The sequence below is a fragment of the Hominiventricola aquisgranensis genome, assembly GCF_040096225.1.
In the GTDB taxonomy this organism is placed as follows: domain Bacteria; phylum Bacillota; class Clostridia; order Lachnospirales; family Lachnospiraceae; genus Hominiventricola; species Hominiventricola aquisgranensis.
The window spans coordinates 13,667-32,684 of sequence record NZ_JBBMFC010000028.1 but is presented as its reverse complement, the minus strand read 5'-3'; the positions used below and the strand labels follow the sequence as shown (position 1 = coordinate 32,684).

Below are 19,018 nucleotides of genomic sequence, written 5' to 3'. Positions count from 1 at the left end.
AATTTCAAGACTTGTAATATTTATCTATTTTTCTCCTCGTCGGTTGATACTCTTTTTTACCTTATATTTGAATTGATGGATAATGCTTGTTTTTTTATTCTTACACAAGATTACTGTTTTTTCTTCGAAAGGTAAATTTATCAATTCTGCAACTTCCGATTTCACGATATCATTTCTAATACTAATTTTACCGTATTTTTCAGATTCAGTCCATCTTTTAATCCCAGCCGATAGAAAAACTCTTCTGTATCTGCTCCACTACTGAAAATTGCATTACAGTATTCCGTAATCACTTCTTCCTGTTCTGGGGATAACGTTTCCAGTAATTCCTGATATTTCTTATCAATCTCACTTACTGGCTCTTTATCCTGCTTTAACTTCCATTCTGAATATGCTTTCCCCATATGCTCTGTAATTGTCAGATTCACAAATTCCTGCACTTCCTCTGGTATGGTACTCGTAGATTCCTGTTTATCTTTCTTTTTATCATTTGATTTTTCAAGTGTCGTGTCATCAATATAACGAATGATTTCTCAAATATTTGACTTCATCGACTGCAGATATCCTTTCATCAGCACAGCTAATATCATTGAAAAAGGGTATAAAAAAACAGTCTGCCCTGACGGAAAATATTTCCATCAAAACAAACTGTTCTTCATATTCACACTAATTATATTTTCTGAGCATAGTTACTTTTGCGAAAATCTCAGATAACTCCGGAAAGAAAACAAAGAAAAAAAAGATTTTTTAACTCCATTTGCACTCCACCGGAACATCCAGACAGCCCGCAAAACCTTTATTTATGGGCTTTTTCGCAATTTAGTCTGCTACTCAAACTCGACAATCACTAATCAATTTTGTTTAGAGATTATTTGTTGCCATGTTCGCTTTTCTTTCAATTATTTGATTTATCCATATTATCCTGCCTATACAGGCTAATGTTATCAATTTGTTATCGGTATTGATAACACCCGCTCCGTAGCTGTGGATAATAGCAATATATTCCGATTCAGATTATAAGCGGTTTTGCTTAGGAAATCAACCATTTGTTTCTGTATCTTCAATAAGATTTTTCTTTAATGCCGCAATCGTATCTTGATTCTTTCTCAAAAGCTCTAATTGCCTGTACGCTTTTTCTCTTAATATTTTCAGCCTTTCAATTTTAGGCACTTCCTGTCTTATCAGATCCGCGTTTGTATCTTCCAGATTGATAAGCACAACCAATTCTTCTGCTGAAGCAAAATCTCTGATATTAGGAGTTTTCCCCTTTATTCCTTTTTCACTTCTCCATTGTGCTGCCGTTTTTCCAAACAAAGCCATATTTAAAATATCTGCTTCTGAAGCATATGTATATGCCATTTCCTGCGGAGATAATGTGGGAGTTATCAAAAATTCTTTTACTGCATCTGTGTGGATACGATAGTTTATTTTTGAAAGTTCTCTCTTTACATCCCATCCAATCGCTAACCGATCTGCTTCATCTTTCTTCAAACGCTGATAATCTTTGATGATATAAAGCTTAAATTCCGGCGAAATCCATGAAGCAAACTCGAAAGCTATATCTGTATGAGCATAAGTACCGCCATATCGTCCCGATTTTGATACGATACCGATTGCATCCGTTGCTTTTATCCACTGCTATGGTGTCAATGTAAAAGCATTATCTCCAGATTCTGCTTTAAACCTATCGAATTCGATAGGTTTAAAATTGGGATTGTGAATTTGTTCCCACAAGCCCAAAAATGAAATCGTAGAATGATTACGCATCCAGTTTGCCACCACAATAAAGGCATTGTCTGGATTTTTATATTTTGCAATATCAGTGAGTGAAATGTAAGCATCCTCATTAACAACATCGCCCATCACTCTGATTTCTGTTCCATTGGCATCTATTTTCATGTTTTTCAATCCTGGTTTTCTCCCTTTCTACATTACGGATACCCTTTTTCAAAATAAATTTCTAATTTTTCTTTTCAATTTCTCGCCATATGTAATTGTCACATCAATTTTCGCAGCTGAAATTTAACGTTCTCTTTTATGCCTATCAATAAGCAACAAAACAAACATAATAAACCATATCCCCCATGCAATCAAACAACCAATTCCTTGATATTGGACATCTATGATTATTCCAATAATAAAAGGAACTGACATAAACATCATTCTTTTTCCATATGCCTTACACATAGCATTCTCATCGTATTTCTTTCGTTCATCCGCTGATTTCATATTATAACCCGACAAGAAATTAGCAGCTTTTCCTTCTGATTTATAAAACCACATTCCAAACAAAAACATAATCACTGCCATCATAAAGTCAAAAACAATATAGAACATATAATCATAGAACATATAATACAATTTCTCCTTTCAACCAATCACTCTTATCTCTTTGAACTTTCTACATTACTCCTCATCTTTGACCAAACATAGCAAATCAGTATATCCTGACTGCATAAGTAATTGCTTAAAACCAGAAAGCACTTCTTCTTTTGTATAATTGTTATTTTTCAAAAACTCACTATCCTTCTCACTAAGGTATTGGTAGAAAAGAGCTGCTGCCATTACCTCATTTCTGTCTGTATAATCAATGCTATCTAAAAGTATATTCTCTGCTTCGTTAATTTTCCCAGAATCAATCATATCAAGAAAATCTTTCAAATTTTTCCCTGATACTTCATATTTATTTTCAAGTTCAACAGAAACATACTTTTTCCCAAACATTAAAGAAAATAATACTCTTACCATTTCTTTTATCATTCGCATAATATAGTCTTTTTCGTCTGTGAAATACATTTTTCACCTCCATAACTTTCAACTTATCTTGTTGTTCTTAATTATACATCAAACAGTATTATTGTAAAGTAGAGAGCAAGCCATTTCTTGACTTGCCCTCCATTATGTTTTTACCGGTAAATTATCTCTTTGTCCGCAATCTCTCTCGCACACGCCTGTATATTATTCATCCTGCCTACCCACTCCCAGGCATTATCTGCCTTTAATTGCTCCGTGATTCCCTGTGCCTGTTTCATCTGCTCTACAATTCTTTCAAAGCGTTCCTGCGCCTGTTCCTCTACATCTGCCAGATAACTGTTCAGTCTGCCGCTCATCAGCAGATTCAAATATACAGTTCTGCGGTATTCTTTCAAATGACGACAAAAAGCCCTTAGCTATGAGTTCTATACCCACAACTAAAGGCTTTTTAGATAAATATGGATTTATTTGTTGCACAACCATCTGTCAATCATTCTCTAACCCTAAAACCACTGAATTACAAGAATAATGGCTCTCATGCAACTGTTATCAATTTGTTATCAAAAGACTTCTTAAAGTGCTGCAAACCCGCATAAACGCTGGGTTTACTAAGCATTTTTGTCTATTCAAACTCAATCGTTCCAGGTGGTTTACTGGTGAGATCATAGAATACTCGATTGACTCCTCTGACCTCATTGATGATTCGACTCATAACAGTCTGAAGAACTGCGAATGGAATCTCAGCGGACTCTGCGGTCATGAAATCGATGGTATTGACTGCGCGCAATGCCACTGCATAATCATAGGTTCTCTCATCACCCATAACACCAACGGAACGCATGTTGGTGAGGGCTGCAAAGTACTGGTTCGGCATCCATGCCGGAGCAGTTCCATGCTCTTTCTTGTAAGCTTCTGCTGCTTTATCAACCTCATCACGATAAATATAATCTGCATCCTGTACGATACGTACTTTTTCTGCATTTACTTCACCGATGATACGGATGCCAAGACCCGGACCTGGGAATGGCTGACGGAATACCAGTTTTTCTGGGATTCCAAGCTCCAGACCTGCTTTACGTACTTCATCTTTGAATAGGTCGCGAAGTGGCTCGATGATTTCTTTGAAATCAACGAAATCCGGAAGTCCGCCTACATTATGATGGGATTTGATCACTGCGGATTCTCCTCCAAGACCACTTTCTACCACATCCGGATAGATGGTTCCCTGTGCGAGGAAATCAACCGCACCAATTTTCTTTGCCTCTTCTTCAAAAATACGGATAAATTCTTCACCGATAATTTTACGTTTTGCCTCCGGCTCGGTGACTCCGGCCAGTTTCTTATAATATCTCTCCTGTGCGTTGACACGGATAAAATTCAGATCAAACTGACCATTCGGTCCGAATACATTTTCAACCTCATCACCTTCATCTTTACGAAGAAGACCGTGATCCACAAATACACAGGTTAACTGTTTTCCGATTGCTCTGGACAGAAGTCCTGCTGCAACAGAAGAATCCACACCGCCAGACAGGGCAAGAAGTACTCGTCCATTTCCAACTTTCTCGCGGATCTCTTTTACGGTATGCTCTACAAATGCATCCATCTTCCAGTCGCCCGCACATTCACAGACATTTTTCACGAAGTTATTAATCATCTTCGTTCCTTCTGCAGTGTGAAGCACTTCCGGATGGAACTGGATCGCATACAGCTTCTCTGCCTCATTTTCAGCAGCTGCCACCGGACAGTCTGCCGTATGTGCTGTGATCTCGAAGCCAGGTGCAATCTTGGAAACATAATCAAAATGGCTCATCCAGCAGATAGTCTCTGGGGATACTCCCTCAAATACTTTAGATGTTTTCTTATCAATCAGAACTTTTGTCTTTCCATACTCTCTTACATCTGCACGCTCAACTTTTCCACCAAGCACATGGGACATGAGCTGTGCTCCATAGCAAAGACCAAGCACTGGAATACCAAGCTTGAAAAGCTCATCTGTATAAGTCGGTGAATCCGGCTCATAACAACTGTTAGGTCCTCCTGTCAGGATAATTCCCTTGGGATTCATTGCTTTGATCTTCTCGATATCGGTTCTGTAAGAATATATTTCGCAGTATACGTTACACTCTCTGACACGTCTGGCAACCAGCTGGTTGTACTGTCCGCCGAAATCAAGAACTATAACCATTTCTCTGTTCAATCCGTATTTCCTCCTAGGTTTTCTCAATTACCATTTATTATAATTTACAGGCCATTTTCTGACAAGCCCTAAAGCACAATTTATGCAAGGGAATCAATCTGCTTCCATTTTCCCTGTCGATAGCGAAATGTCATAGCCACAAACCGCACACACCAGTCAAAGATCATAGCGACCCATACGCCAAAGACTCCCATTCCCAGATATTTTCCAAGAACATAACTCATAACGATCCGGCAGAACCACATGGACGCGATAGAAATGTACATGGTCACTTTGGCATCACCTGCCGCACGCAGTGTGCAGGGAAGTGTAAATGCCACCGGCCATACGATTGAGGCACTGATTCCATGAAAATGCAGGATCTGCCTTGCGGTATCCGCAGTTTCCGGGCTCAGATTATATACCTTTAAAATAAGCGGAAGTGCCAGCCAGATACATATGTTTACAGTAATATGACAAAAATACACCAGCAGTACAAGCTTCTTCGTATAATACTCTGCCTGATCATATCTTCCAGCTCCAATACACCTGGCAATCACCGCTGTTACTGCCAGATTGATTGCCATTCCCGGCAGGATCTGGAACTGCGCCACCGCATTACTGACCGCATTTGCTGCTATTGCAGAGGTTCCGAATGTAGATACCAGGCTGAGCACCATGATCTTACCAAGCTGGAACATACTGTTCTCCATACCATTTGGAAGACCAATTCCCAGAATTCTTCTGATCATTCGTCCATCAAATTTTATATGCAGACTTCGTTCTATCCGAATGGGTCCTTTGGTACGCGACAACAGAATGACGATCAAGACTGCAGCCACTGCTCTGGATAGCAATGTAGGGATTGCCACACCTTCTGTTCCACAATGAAGACCATAGATCAACAGGGCATTTCCTCCACAGTTGATTGCATTCATGATAACAGAGACCTTCATGGATACGCCTGAGTTTCCCATGGTTCGAAAAATTGCCGCACCGCCATTATAAATTGCAAGAAATGGAACCGATGCCGCTACGATCAACAGGTATGTATTTGCATGTGCACAGACATCTGCCTCGATAGCACCAAATATCTGATGCAAAATGAAATTTTTCCCAAGGTAGATCAGCATCATGATCCCGAACGACACAGCCGTCATAAACCAGATCAGCTGTGTTGCCGCTTTCCCGGAAGATCTTCTATCCTCCTGTCCGAGATACTGGCCGGCAATCACCGCACCTCCTGTAGCCAATGCTGCAAACAGATTGATAAATAATACCATAACATTATCTACCAGCGAAACACCTGACACCGCTGCTTCTCCTACACTTGCAACCATGATCGAGTCCGCCATTCCTACCAACACTGCCAGGAACTGCTCCACAAGTAATGGAAGTATCAACGATGCCAGTGCTTTATTATCAAATAATCCAGCTTCCTTTCCCTTCATCTTCCACAATCCTCTTTTGTTATATCAAATTATATTTATATGAAATAACTCTATCAGATGAAGAAGGAAATTTCAATCACGTTAAAGCTGCAACTCATGCTGATGCAGGTATTTTTCTTTAGTAGCCAGTCCACCACGAATATGACGCTCCGATTTGTTAATGTCCAACACTTTTCTGGCTTGTTTTGCAAGTCCCGGATTGATATACAACAGCCGCTCAGCTACATCTTTATGTATAGTCGTGACGATTTGGAGCGTTTTTTATGTTACTGCTCATGTTGTTTACGTTTAATTTGTTTGCCGAATCATCATTGTTTTCTTCGGAATTCTCTGTTCCTTCAATCAACACAGCTTCATCCAGTCCTAAATCACCAATTAGCCGAAGGTAAATATCAACATTCCCTTCCTTGTCCACTTCGATTTTCTGAATCAGGCGCTTCAACTGTGCATTGGTCATTTCATGAACATCCGTGATATCCTCCAGTTGCTTAAATGTGCTGTTCAAAATTGCTTCCAGTTGTTCTCCCTTGGTCAGATGATAAGAGACCATTTTCAGTTCATTCTCCAACCGTTCAATCTCTTTTCGCATCCCACCGATTTTCTCATTCAATTCCTCTCTGGAAATCAAATCATCGGTATACATATCCATATACTTTTCACGGGATTTACGAAGTTTGTTCAATTCTGCATTTAACTGCTTTTCGTACTCAATATTTTCATCCTTTGCTTTGTATACTCGCTGAAATTCTTTAATCACATAATTGATTACTTTTTTCTTCTTACTAAGAATCTCTTGAAAATACTCCTGCAGCGCCTGAATCAGTTCTTCCTCGTCTACCGTCACTGCATTCGGGCAGCTATCCGCACCTTTCCCGTTATGCCCAGAACACACCCAGCGCACATAGGTATTCTTGTATTGGCGAACCGTTCTGCGAAAAGACCAACCGCACTCCTTGCATTTAATCAATGTAGAGAATAAATATTTGTTACTCTGTCGCTCATGAGTAATTTTGAAAGAATCATGACGGCCTTTTAAAATATCCTGTGCTTTATCAAAGACTTCATCTTCAATAATCCGAAGTTCCGGTCGAATCGTAACAAACCATTCTGATTCGTTTTTTTCTTTTCTCTGACCGGTCAGAAAATCTGCAATCTCTTCTTTGCCGTTGATAATCTTCCCGGTGTATATCTCATTGGTCAGAATTCGACAAACGGAGTTCTGGCTCCAGTTATTACCACGCTTGGTCTTGATGCCTCGTTCATTGAGCATATTTGCAATCTTCGATCCGCCATAGCCTTCCTCTGTATACCACTGAAAAATCTGACGAATTGCCATTGCCTCGTTCTCATTGATAGAAAGGTTAAAATAGTCACCAATCGTCTTATCATAGCCAAAAACGATGTTCGGAACACGCCCCTTTTCCGCATTCATCTTCTTACCAAATTTAATACGCTTAGAAGTATTGGCACTCTCCTCCTGGGCTAATGCGCCAAAAATGGTTAAGACAAATTCACTGTTACCCATACTGGTCATGTTAGCGGTCAGAAATTGTGTCTCGATACCAAGAGATTTCAATTTACGGACACTCTGTAAAAGGTCAACTGTATTCCTGGCAAAACGGGAAATGTCCTTGACTACAACCATATCGAACAAGTCCTTTTCCGCATCTGCAAGCATACGTTGAAATTCTTTACGATTCTTGATTTTAGTGCCGGAAATGCCTTCGTCTGCATATAATTTAACAAGGTTGTCCCCGGTACGCTTGGTATATTCTAAGAAGAACTCTTTTTGAGTCTCGAGACTGTTGAGCTGATCGGATTTATCTGTAGATACCCGGCAATATGCGGCAATATTCATGGCTGTTACCTTCCTATTTTTCATACTCATTCTGTTACATCTACTACTTTATTGCGCAGCAAAGAAAAGGACAAGAGTTTTCATACTTTTGAATAATTACGAACAAAATCTATATTTATTTTTTCTCTTTATTATTTAAATTTACAATATCAACATCAACTCGCATTTCAACATTATTATCAGCCTCTCCAACAACCGCATTATATTTAGTATCATCATCTGAAAATTGCATTGCATCTAGTATAGAATCAACTGAACTATTACTAGCTTCTGCAATAGCTTCCACAATCTGCTTTTCTACTACAGCGCACCAAAAGCCTCTCGAATTTTTTCTTCTAAATCTTGGCCAGGTTATATATGCATGCACAGTTCCCGTTTGTAAAATTCCTGGGCATCCCATTGCACATACAAATACATTGTCTCGCATATTTAACTTTTTTTTCTCGTCATGCTCCCAATTGTCAACTGCTGCATCCTGTACCAAATAATACTGTGTAAATTTTTGCTTTCTTACAATCTCAACTATTTGACTATAATTTACATATGTATCTTTCCATCTAGCTATTTTTAATTCTGTTATTTTCGGAGAAAGAGCACATGCAAATGATGCGATTTCTATTTGTCTTTCGTTAGTTAAATCTGATGAAACAATCAGTTTTGTTTGCTCTTCTATCCATCTATCCAAAGCAGTCTGTGACAAAATCGGTATTGCGACATCTCTCGAGGCCTTTTCTGTACTGCCTTTTAGAACACCAATTATTCCACTTAATGCTGTTGTTTCAAATCCATCAATAGTAACTATTCCCATAATAGTGTTTCGTATTTTCCACTTCTCTTCTATTATTAGAAGACACGCTCTACCAACAACGGTACCATCTTCCTCTTTTATAATTGCTATATTATTACGCAATAATTCGTACATATCCAACTTTTCTTTTGCTAATTGCTCTAAACATTTTTTGCCAAGTAATCTACTTAGAAACTCTTCTGTTCCCATACACAGCCAATCATTTGCTCGTACAAGTAATTTTTTACTATTGTTATTAATATATAAATTACAGTCTAATGAAAAACACAGCTTTGAAAGCGTTTCTTCTACATCCATCATTGAGCGCAAATTAGATTCAAATATCTCACCAACACTTATTTTAGATAGATAGATTTTTATACGAGTTCCACCGTTTTTTATCACTTCCTCAGCATTTGCTTTTCGTAATATTGGTCTACTATTTACTCCATTTACAAATTCCAATACCATTGTATTATCTCGGGCTTTGTCATATCGATTACTAATTACTTTTACGTTCTCCCCCCACATAAATACAGAAAAAAATCCTATTCCAAATTTTCCTGTAGATTTAAATGATTTCTGTTCTAATCCAGGAAATTCGATATGCATCTGAGGTGTACTCCAGAATGATTGTCCGAAATCTAATAATACATTAATCATTACATTTGGAGACATTCCTATCCCATTATCTTCTATCTGGACAAACTCCCTTCCATCTTCTTCACCCCAACTTAAATATATATCACCATAATCCTCCGACTCTCCATCTATGCATCTTCTTGCTCTTATTGCATCTGCCGCATTTTGTATCAATTCTCTAAGTGGTACCCACTTATTATCTCCATATAATTGCACTCCACCCAAAGTATTGACTAACTTTGCAACATTATTAACTCTAATACATGTATCTACCGGTTTCCAATTATCAACCGTTATAAATTTTTGAATTTGTTCCAAACTATCAATTCCATATACGCCAATGACTCCAAAGCTCTCACGTCGCTGTTCAAGCAAAAGTGAATCAACATTCTTTAATTCTGTATCAATCATTCTTAATGTGTCATAACATAACCACCAAGCATCTATCTCAGATAAGCCGAACGCAGATTTAGAGGTATATACAACCCTATTATTTTCAATTCTTGGCTTATAAAGTTTTTCTTGAAATACCCAATGTAATTCAGATCCTCTATTAATTTCTCTTACTGCTTTTAATATTGATGGAGCTCTTCTATCATCAATATGCATAGCATCCGCTATTCTAAGAATACAAGCCAATTTTAATGGATCAACAGTCCATGCTTCTAGGAATATAGAAAGTGCCCCTAAAACTGTGGGAAATTCTTGGGGCAAATCTTCACAATACAACCAATGACTTTGTGCTATTTTTCCGATTATTGTGCCATAAGCATCTCTTAACTTCTTGTCATCAATTAGATACATATCTTTTTCATTACTATCTTTCCACGAAATCATTGCCAATTCCTTTGCTTTTTGGCCATGTAACAGCCTTAAGGTTTTTTCGGTAGCAATTTTTTCTACATCCTTATCTATATTATCTAATTCTTCAAAATTATAAGACAACCCTCTCTGTTTACACAAATTTGCAACAGTATCTTTCCAAATATTTTGCTTTTGAATACCTTTTCGACCTTCTGGATATGCTGCAAGTAACATTCCTAAATCATGTAAAATAAATGCCCCACCTAAGACAAAACATTCAATCGGTGACAAGAAATAATCTCTAGAGAGAAATACATCTGTCATATCCCATAATGCATCTATATGTGTAATATCATGCACCGTGTATTCTGGTAAAATTGATGCAATCTCACCGGCTAATAATCTAGCATTATCTCTAAATTTTTCATATTCAATCCTTAAAAATTCGCACTCTTCTTTATTATCTATAGCATTTCCATATATTTTTCTCCATGTAATCGTATCTTTATAACCACCCATGTCAATTCGTCTCCTTCGTAATTAAAACTGTAATATATATTCATTGAACTATCGAAAAACTATAAGTAGTTTTTCACATCATCTATAAACTTATATTTGAATTCCTCCGGCAAATACTTCACCATTTCCTCCACCAACTCATACACTTTTGTTCCCGGTGCAATCTCCGTTGGTGTCTTTCCTGCTCCATCTTTAATAATCCGTTTTGCGTATCGGATTGCCAGCTTAGGATTCCCGTATTCCATCAGAATCGTAAAAATATCATTCATATTCTTCTGATATTTTCCGATTCCCAGTTCTTTGAACTTGGTATTCAAGAATGAAATATACTCTGTCCTGTGGTTATTCGCTGTATAATACGCAAAATGAAGCAGAAACCAGAACTCAATACATTCATTACTCCACGCTGCATGATACTGTAATTCCGGATTAATTCTATTCAGGCTATTAGCTCGTTCCTCAACGCCGTTGAAATGTTCTGCAGGAAAGCTGTCCTTATCATACACACACCAGACTTGTCCCTTCTGAATCTCGTTCTTCTTAACATAGTCCTCAGCCATTCCAATCACTCGCATAGTTTCTGCCTGGCAAGGTTCAATTTCAATCAATACCATATCTTTGTAAATCGGATTTTCCTCTATCAGCTTTTTAAACCCTAAGAAATAATTTGGTTCCGTCTGCTGTCCTTCGCAAAAGATATAGTACCTATACTGTTTCATCTCCAAATATTCCTGGCGACGCTTCTTCTTCCATTTTTCAGTTCCGGCTTTTTTAGGCATTCACTTTCCCCCAATCTATAATTCTTCTGAGGTACGGATCAGCGCCGTATTTTCCTTCCAGATATTGCTTGTCGAACTTGGCATCCTTTCTGACAGATTCCCCCTTTTCATTTTTAAACTCTACCAAAGAATAAAGTTTAGAATTCTGTGCATTTCCCTTTGCCACAAACCAGATCTCATCTCTGCGGAATACTTCGCTATTCATCGTTGACAGATCGTGAGATGTGAAAATCAACTGTGCTTTATGTCTATTGATAGTCATATCATTGAACATCATAATGATATGGCGAAGTAAAACCGGATGGATTTTTGCGTCCAGCTCGTCAATCACAAGCACAGTTCCGGTAATCAGGCTTTCTGCAATAAACGGAAGTAATCCGAATAATTTCTGTGTTCCACTGGATTCATCAAACAAGTTGATTTCTGTTTCCACATCATCTACGCAATGTTTTGTGAATATATCTATTCTTTCATTCTCTTTTTCTTCCACTCTAAAATCTACAATGTCTAAGTCCATCTCCTGAATCATCTGAAGCATCAACTGTTTTACCTCTTCCGATGTGGACACAGCCATTCGTAGTTCTTGTATTGGATTTCCATAATTCAGGAATTCGATTCCATATTCAAACCAACTCAATACATCCTTAACCACCGTATTTCCCTTATAAGCAATTCCTAAATAAGAAAGTAGCGTAAGCGTTTTAGACAATTCATCACTAACTTTCAGTTTTGCAAAAGCCCCCTTTAAAACAATTCCGTTTTCATCTCTGGTAAAAAGAGCAGATTTTCTGCCTGTTTCAAGTTTGACTCTATCCAAGCTCTCATATAAAACGAGATCACGCTTTACGTGCAAAATGTATCTGTACTCTGAAACTGCGGTTCGAAAAAACAATTCAAATTCTGTAGGCTCGTCCTTACTCTCCGAAAATACAAATGGCTCCACAATTATTTTCTTTTGAAGTAATACCTTTTCCTCGCTATCCTCTGTCGCAAAAAGGGGACGTAACACTTTTGCCACCAAGGTATGCAATGCAGCCAAAACATTAGATTTTCCTCCGCCATTCGGACCATAAATAGCTGATACCGGTAGATATTTTTCCTCATCTTTATCTATAATGATTCTATCCTCATGTTCCGATATTGCAGCTGCCTGCATATCAAATGTCACTTCATCTCTTATACTTTTGAAATTTTTTACTGTAAACTGGCATAACATATCTTTTACCCTCCGTTATACCTTTATTATATCCCTGGCGCAAATATTTGCAAGTAATATTTGAGTTTTTTTCTCATATATCAGTTTGTAATATCGCATTTTGTAAATTTCTGTCGATTATAGTCTATAACATCATAACATTTATAGAACTGTACTTGATTGCGTTTCATCTACTACCATAATAAGAAAAACAAGGCTCTCACCTTGCTCCTCTTATCCCACACATAACTTTTCCGTGTTTTCCGATAAATTTTCTAGTATGTAACCCTCACTCTCTGCATACAATGCAGCATCCTCTATTGCCCGCTCTACCTTCCCGGCATTTACTTCTATTAAGAGTTTGCACAGGAAATCTGCAGTATCTTCCGCTGAATTTGGATTATGAAAACGATAATTTAATTTCGTCCGTTTCAAGCGAAAGCTACACCCCCCTTACCTCGCCTGTCCTTCTCTCCCATACTATGAGAAGGATTCTTAGATTAGACCAGACCTTTTATTTAATCTAAGCATAATCCACTTGAAATCAAATTACGTTCCCAAAATACTGGACTTTTGTCCATTCACACCATACTTTTTCAAAAATCACACTGTTCTCGACTGCACCATATTCCAGTCAAAGTCGTAAAAATGAAAGGAACGCTTGAAAAAAGTTTTATGTTACTAATCTTTTTCAAGCGTCTCAATACCAATCCAATATACAATTTTATGACCAGTCTCCTCTTGTTTGCCTTGTTTTTCTAAATTCAAGTTTACCTTCAATTCTATATTCACAACTTGGCAAGCAGTGCATTTGTACACACAAAATGCATTTTTGCTTGTTGGGGTATTTCCCAATCCCTCGAATCAATCAGAAATCTGATTAAACTACGCCTTACAGGCTGCATTAATTCAATATTGGCAAATGATTCAGGCAAGACGGCAAATGCATCATATGATGTCCTGTCATCGGAGTTAAAGTCATTCCGCCGCTTCTCACACTCTCACATTTTATCTATTAATGTGTTCCATTATTATTTCTAAATTTTCTTCCACTGATATTGTTCCATCAATCACAATAATCGTACATTGCAATCTTTTTGCACTTTCTTCTACCGTTTTAGGATCACGATTTTCTACAACCTTCCGAAGTACAACCTCACTGATGAAGAAATCAACATCATAGAATCAGTCATCAAGGAACGAAAATAATAGAAGCGATTATTCACATCATCTCTCATTTATGATAGAATATGTACAAATCAGTTTATTGAAGCACACGCGAATTTTACAATCGCTACTATGATAATTAATGTAAATAAAGGAGAGGGGATGCACCATGGCAAATTATGAATTACAGCCCGATGAAGTTATTTTGTATGAAGGTACAGTCAATTGCAAGGAATACAAAGGGAATTTGCAATTAACATTAACGTCTAGGAAAATCATCTTTGAAAAGGAAAAGGGCATTTTAAAAAAAGAGAAAGAACTTTTAGATGTAGTAACGCTTGAACAAGTAAAAATTTATAATGATACAGCACAAATTAAACAAAAGGCATCTGAAGTAGAAATTCAGACAATTGCAAAGAATTTGACAATTATCTTTTCCGGTATGCTAGAAGCTAGAAAATTTACAGGCAAGATTATAGATGCGGCAACTGGAACTACAGTTGCCAAGCGAAGTTCAAATAAAATCAAGGATGCCTTTAATATTGTTGATGATACTTTAGGATTAGATACTAGAGGGACAATTAAAGGCGTTCTCGAAAATGGAGTAAAAGGGACAATTTTAAATGGAATAGCAAAAAAGAAATAAATCCAAGAGGCTGCTTCATCATTTAAGTGAAGTAGCCTTTCAAAAATTTCATTCTAATAAATTGCACGACAACTTATCAAAAAATAAGCTCACCCTTAGCAAAAAATGAATAGAAGATGTATAACAGTGGTGAAAGCGAATAATTATAAGGGTTTATGCATTAGACACACATTGTAAAAAGGGAGCTATTTTTACTCATTATACTAAAAGCACTCCCAATATCTACTGAGAGTGCCCTTGTTTCAGTTCTATTCAATTTTCCATATGATTTTGCTTTTATATCGTTCCGTATTGTTACTACCATATGAACTGTAGATTTACTGATACCAAATTTTTTTGCCGTCTGCCGCACCGTCGCATTGTGGTCTATGATGTAATTTGCAATTGAGACTGCCCGTTCTTCAATATACTCTTTCATGGGAAAACCCCTTAAGAACGTTTTTTACATCATATTACCGGCTATCTGTATTTATGCCATCACTCTTTTTGGAAAGTCATTTTCGCCAAATTGTCCGTCCCAAAAAAACATTTGTATTTTTTATAGAATTCATGTATACTATGAACATCTGCGCTGCGCAGAACTAACGAAAGAAAGAAGACGTGTTATGAAAAAAGTATTTGAAACATGGAACAGCATCAGTCTGGTAAAGAGAATCGTAGCCGGTCTGGTCATCGGAGCTATTCTGGGGCTTGCCGTTCCATCTGCAACCGGTATCGCAATCCTTGGAAATGTATTTGTTGGTGCCTTAAAGGCAATCGCTCCGCTCCTTGTATTTTTCCTGGTCATCAGTTCCCTGTGTTACTCTGGAAAAAGTCACGGAGGTGTCATCAAGACCGTTATCATCATGTATATGTTCAGCACCTTCCTGGCTGCTGTGATTGCTGTCATATCCAGCTTCATGTTCCCGGTTACACTGACATTGGCAGAGGCTTCCTCTGATCTGTCTGCACCTCAGGGAATCGCCGAAGTATTAAGCACACTGCTTGGAAATATCGTTGCCAACCCCATCGACTCCCTTGTAAATGCAAACTACATCGGTGTTCTGTTCTGGGCTGTTCTGATCGGTATCGGTATGCGTGCAGCAGGCGAGACCAGCAAGAATATGCTGAACGATGTATCCAAAGCGCTGTCCAAGGTAGTTACATGGATCATCAGCTTTGCTCCATTCGGTATCCTTGGTCTGGTGTTCAATACCGTGTCCACCAATGGTCTTTCTATCTTCACCGAATATGGAAAGCTGCTGGCAGTCCTGGTTGGCTCCATGCTGTTTATCTACTTTGTGACAAACCCGATCCTGGTATTCTGGTGTATTCGCAAAAACCCGTATCCACTGATCTTCAAATGTCTGAAGAAGAGCGCAATCACTGCCTTCTTCACCAGAAGCTCTGCTGCAAATATTCCGATCAATATGGAAGCCTGCGAGGAAATGGGACTTGATAAAGATACCTATTCTGTTACTATTCCACTTGGTGCAACCATCAACATGGACGGTGCAGCTATCACCATCACCGTTATGGCACTTGCAACCGCTCACACACTGGGAATCGCCGTGGATATCCCAAGTGCTCTGATCTTAAGTGTGCTGGCAACTCTGTCCGCATGCGGTGCATCCGGTGTAGCCGGTGGATCTCTGCTTCTGATCCCCATGGCATGCTCCCTGTTCGGTATTCCGAATGATGTAGCTATGCAGGTAGTTGGTGTTGGATTTATCATTGGAGTGATTCAGGACTCTGTAGAAACTGCACTGAACTCTTCTTCCGACCTGCTGTTATCTGCTTCCGCAGAATTCAGACAGTGGAGAAAAGAAGGCAAAGAAATTAAATTCTAAGAAATTAAACATATAAAATAGCTGCAGGTGTCGAATAAAAGCTCGTATGACGTGTATCGGACATAAGTAATCTTTGTGTATCGTCTGGATACGTACACATATTGTGTACGCACCAGCCGACACACAGAGCTCACTTATGTTCGCTCCAAGTCATACAGCGCAGTTTATTTCGACACCCGCAGCTATTTTTATATGTACTCTTTCTTCGTAAACACGATGTATTCCCCATTATAATTACCCCACCAGGTGCTGGGATATTCTCCGGTCACATAGATGGTACAAAATAACATCTCTGCTGCATTCAGTCTGGAGCAGATGGAGAACAGAATCTCGTTTGCCGGGAACAATACCTGCCCTTCCTTATGTTCCATCTGATGAACATATTCTCGTTCCTGGTAGGCAAGAACACTATCGATCTGTTCTCTTGCCTCCTGCGGAAGCGTAAAATAGTAGAAATCCACATATACATTTTTACAGCCGCAGGCTTCCCACAATTCTGTAAACTTATCCACAGCCTGATACTCGTTCATACGAACGATCTGGTTATCATACTGTTGCATACCTTCTGTGATTTTTTCAAAATAAATGGCTCCTGAGTCCTTCAGTTCTTCAATTGTCATTCACATATCTCCGTTATCTTTTGTTTTCGCGGCATTCGCTCTGTCGTGATATCTTTATACCGATAAATACTCAACGTCAGTCCCAGTAAAATATAAGAAGTAATGATGGTTCCTCCACCAGATCCGGCGAACAGCGGAAGAACAATACTTGTCGGTGGAAGCAATCCCAGATTGACAGCAACAGTCATTGCAAACTGGAGCATAAATACAATGCCGCAGCCGTATCCAATGATCATTCCCAGCTGATTCTTCTGGCGGGATGAGATACGGAACATTTTTAAGATCAGCACTGCCAGCAATATCACCACCACTGCTACTATAAACCATCCATATGCGCAGGCAAGTGCAACCAGCAGATAACTGCTGCCAAAAGACGGAAGCACGTTCTGTGCACTCTGCAGAAGTTCTGTATTGCCGCCGATCAGATGGCTGCCCGTCAACGTCTTAGACACCTGCAACGTAATATAACTGGTCTGTGATCCCGTTAAAAATCCTTCCATTCTTTCCTGCTGATAAGGAGCAAGTAGCTGTCCTCTCGTAAGGATCATAATCAGTACCAGTGGCAGTGCTCCGATGCAGATTGCCAGACCGGTCAGCGTCCGCTTCTTATTGACCTGATACCAGTCTCTGCTTACTGCCACTATGGTCAGCACCAGCATTCCCAGACACATAAGCATGGTGAAAACAAATCTTGCATAGATAAGTCCCGCATACGCAGGAAGCAATGCCCACAACAGCAGTTTCCAGATACATCCATATCCCTGTCCACGGTAATGATAAAGTACAGCCCCGAACAATGGAACATACAACCACTGCAATGCCATGGTTGGAATCTGCATACCACCCAGATACAGGCAGTAGGTTGCTCCATTTACTGTCAGTCCAAACTGTGTTGCCAGCAGCATCAATGCCACTACGATTCCCGCCGCCAGTGTTCCAAACCGGTCAAGAATACTGTAATCCAGCCGACAGACAAGCAGCATGACAGCATAACCAGCTACTGTAAAAACAAGCTGTCGCATGCCATACCAGCTCATATTCTGAATATCTTCGTTATAGTCAAATGGTGCAAACATATAGAGGATTACACTGAAAATACCAATCACACCCACTAAGAGGAGTGCGCTCCACTCCATATGAGGTCTGTGGACCCGATCAAGTGAAACACCTGTCTCCACCGGATCCCCCATTTCCAGCACTGCTTTTTCCATAGCCTCGTCTGCAGACATACCCTCTGATTCATAGGCTTCTGCCTGATCTTCCAGATGTGCCTGAAGTTCTGCCCGCACTGCTTTGTGTACTTTCTGACACCGGATCTGATCTGTAACCTGAGATAAATACTCATTCATCTTCATGCTCACACCTCCAGTGCCAGTACGTTACTGACTGCTTTTGAATATTCCTTCCATTCAGATTTCTTCTGTTCCAGATGCTTTTTGCCTTCGCCTGTGATCTGATAATATTTCCGTACCTTTCCCAGTACCTCCTGCTCATAGGACGTGACAAACTGCTTTTCTTCCAGTCCATGAAGCAACGGATAGAGTGTTCCCGCCTTCAGTTCAAATACATTTTCCGAACGCTTTTTCAGCGTGTCGATCATCTCATAACCGTACATATCCTTCTCTGTCAGCAGACGAAGGATCATCATTCCCATACTTCCTGATACTAAAGATCTGTCGATCGCCATGTAGATAACCTCCTTGCACATATATAGTTTATCTATATATAGATTAACTATATAATATATCGGTTATCTACATATGTCAATACTTAAATAAGATTTCCAGA

At 38.9% G+C, this 19,018-nt stretch carries 15 protein-coding genes and 3 pseudogenes; 2 read left to right on the top strand and 16 right to left on the bottom strand.

Annotation, left to right across the window (positions count from 1 at the left end; all coding sequences use genetic code 11):
• Window positions 1–161: 161 nt before the first annotated feature.
• The 12 genes and pseudogenes from WMO62_RS13425 to WMO62_RS13370 form a co-directional block, all read right to left on the bottom strand.
• Window positions 162–428, bottom strand: a complete 267-nt coding sequence (locus WMO62_RS13425) for a hypothetical protein (RefSeq protein ID WP_349144969.1) — start codon at window positions 426–428, stop codon at window positions 162–164.
• 610 nt (window positions 429–1,038) lie between these two features.
• A pseudogene (locus WMO62_RS13420) lies at window positions 1,039–1,899 on the bottom strand (KilA-N domain-containing protein).
• 123 nt (window positions 1,900–2,022) lie between these two features.
• Entirely contained in the window at window positions 2,023–2,352 is a 330-nt protein-coding gene (locus WMO62_RS13415; RefSeq protein ID WP_435390501.1) for a DUF3784 domain-containing protein, read from the bottom strand.
• Between the two features lie 54 nt (window positions 2,353–2,406).
• A complete protein-coding gene (locus tag WMO62_RS13410; RefSeq protein WP_349144968.1) occupies window positions 2,407–2,796 on the bottom strand; it encodes a DUF6483 family protein in 390 nt (129 codons plus the stop codon).
• Between the two features lie 110 nt (window positions 2,797–2,906).
• A pseudogene (locus WMO62_RS13405) lies at window positions 2,907–3,152 on the bottom strand (TnpV protein); the annotation flags it as partial.
• Between the two features lie 224 nt (window positions 3,153–3,376).
• Window positions 3,377–4,954, bottom strand: a complete 1,578-nt coding sequence (gene guaA / locus WMO62_RS13400) for a glutamine-hydrolyzing GMP synthase (RefSeq protein WP_349144967.1) — start codon at window positions 4,952–4,954, stop codon at window positions 3,377–3,379.
• 80 nt (window positions 4,955–5,034) lie between these two features.
• Window positions 5,035–6,384 carry an MATE family efflux transporter gene (locus tag WMO62_RS13395; RefSeq protein ID WP_349144966.1) on the bottom strand — a complete coding sequence of 450 codons (1,350 nt, stop codon included), beginning with the start codon at window positions 6,382–6,384 and terminating at the stop codon, window positions 5,035–5,037.
• Window positions 6,385–6,465: 81 nt separating this feature from the next.
• Window positions 6,466–6,627, bottom strand: a pseudogene (locus WMO62_RS13390) (sporulation transcriptional regulator SpoIIID); the annotation flags it as partial.
• Window positions 6,614–8,242, bottom strand: coding sequence for a recombinase family protein (locus WMO62_RS13385; RefSeq protein WP_349144970.1), 1,629 nt, complete (start codon window positions 8,240–8,242; stop codon window positions 6,614–6,616). The pseudogene WMO62_RS13390 and the gene WMO62_RS13385, both read right to left, overlap by 14 nt.
• A 115-nt stretch (window positions 8,243–8,357) precedes the next feature.
• On the bottom strand, window positions 8,358–10,994 hold the full coding sequence (locus tag WMO62_RS13380; protein WP_349144965.1) for an HD domain-containing protein: 2,637 nt from the start codon (window positions 10,992–10,994) through the stop codon (window positions 8,358–8,360).
• 59 nt (window positions 10,995–11,053) lie between these two features.
• Window positions 11,054–11,773, bottom strand: coding sequence for an RloB family protein (locus tag WMO62_RS13375; protein WP_349144964.1), 720 nt, complete (start codon window positions 11,771–11,773; stop codon window positions 11,054–11,056).
• On the bottom strand, window positions 11,766–12,989 hold the full coding sequence (locus WMO62_RS13370) for an AAA family ATPase (RefSeq protein ID WP_349144963.1): 1,224 nt from the start codon (window positions 12,987–12,989) through the stop codon (window positions 11,766–11,768). Before WMO62_RS13370 ends, WMO62_RS13375 begins: the two co-directional genes overlap by 8 nt.
• A 1,315-nt stretch (window positions 12,990–14,304) precedes the next feature.
• Between WMO62_RS13370 and WMO62_RS13365 the strand changes: the two genes are divergently transcribed.
• Entirely contained in the window at window positions 14,305–14,781 is a 477-nt protein-coding gene (locus WMO62_RS13365) for a hypothetical protein (RefSeq protein ID WP_349144962.1), read from the top strand.
• Between the two features lie 160 nt (window positions 14,782–14,941).
• Here the strand turns inward: WMO62_RS13365 and WMO62_RS13360 are convergent, their stop codons facing one another.
• Window positions 14,942–15,199: a sporulation transcriptional regulator SpoIIID gene (locus WMO62_RS13360; protein WP_349144961.1), complete on the bottom strand. Its 258-nt coding sequence runs from the start codon at window positions 15,197–15,199 to the stop codon at window positions 14,942–14,944.
• Between the two features lie 187 nt (window positions 15,200–15,386).
• Here WMO62_RS13360 and sstT point away from each other — a divergent pair, with 187 nt between their 5' ends.
• Window positions 15,387–16,610, top strand: coding sequence for a serine/threonine transporter SstT (gene sstT, locus WMO62_RS13355; protein ID WP_349144960.1), 1,224 nt, complete (start codon window positions 15,387–15,389; stop codon window positions 16,608–16,610).
• A gap of 188 nt (window positions 16,611–16,798) precedes the next feature.
• On the opposite strand, the gene WMO62_RS13350 is transcribed toward sstT, so the two are convergent.
• The 3 genes from WMO62_RS13350 to WMO62_RS13340 are packed head-to-tail and all read right to left on the bottom strand — an operon-like array spanning window position 16,799 to window position 18,917.
• The gene (locus WMO62_RS13350) at window positions 16,799–17,230 is read right to left on the bottom strand and encodes a hypothetical protein (RefSeq protein WP_349144959.1); all 432 of its coding nucleotides are present in this window, start codon (window positions 17,228–17,230) and stop codon (window positions 16,799–16,801) included.
• Complete coding sequence (locus WMO62_RS13345) at window positions 17,227–18,585, bottom strand: FtsW/RodA/SpoVE family cell cycle protein (protein WP_349144958.1); 1,359 nt, start codon at window positions 18,583–18,585, stop codon at window positions 17,227–17,229. Before WMO62_RS13345 ends, WMO62_RS13350 begins: the two co-directional genes overlap by 4 nt.
• A gap of 2 nt (window positions 18,586–18,587) precedes the next feature.
• Window positions 18,588–18,917 (bottom strand): PadR family transcriptional regulator, encoded by a 330-nt coding sequence (locus tag WMO62_RS13340; RefSeq protein WP_117498663.1) that lies wholly within the window; start codon window positions 18,915–18,917, stop codon window positions 18,588–18,590.
• Window positions 18,918–19,018: the final 101 nt, after the last annotated feature.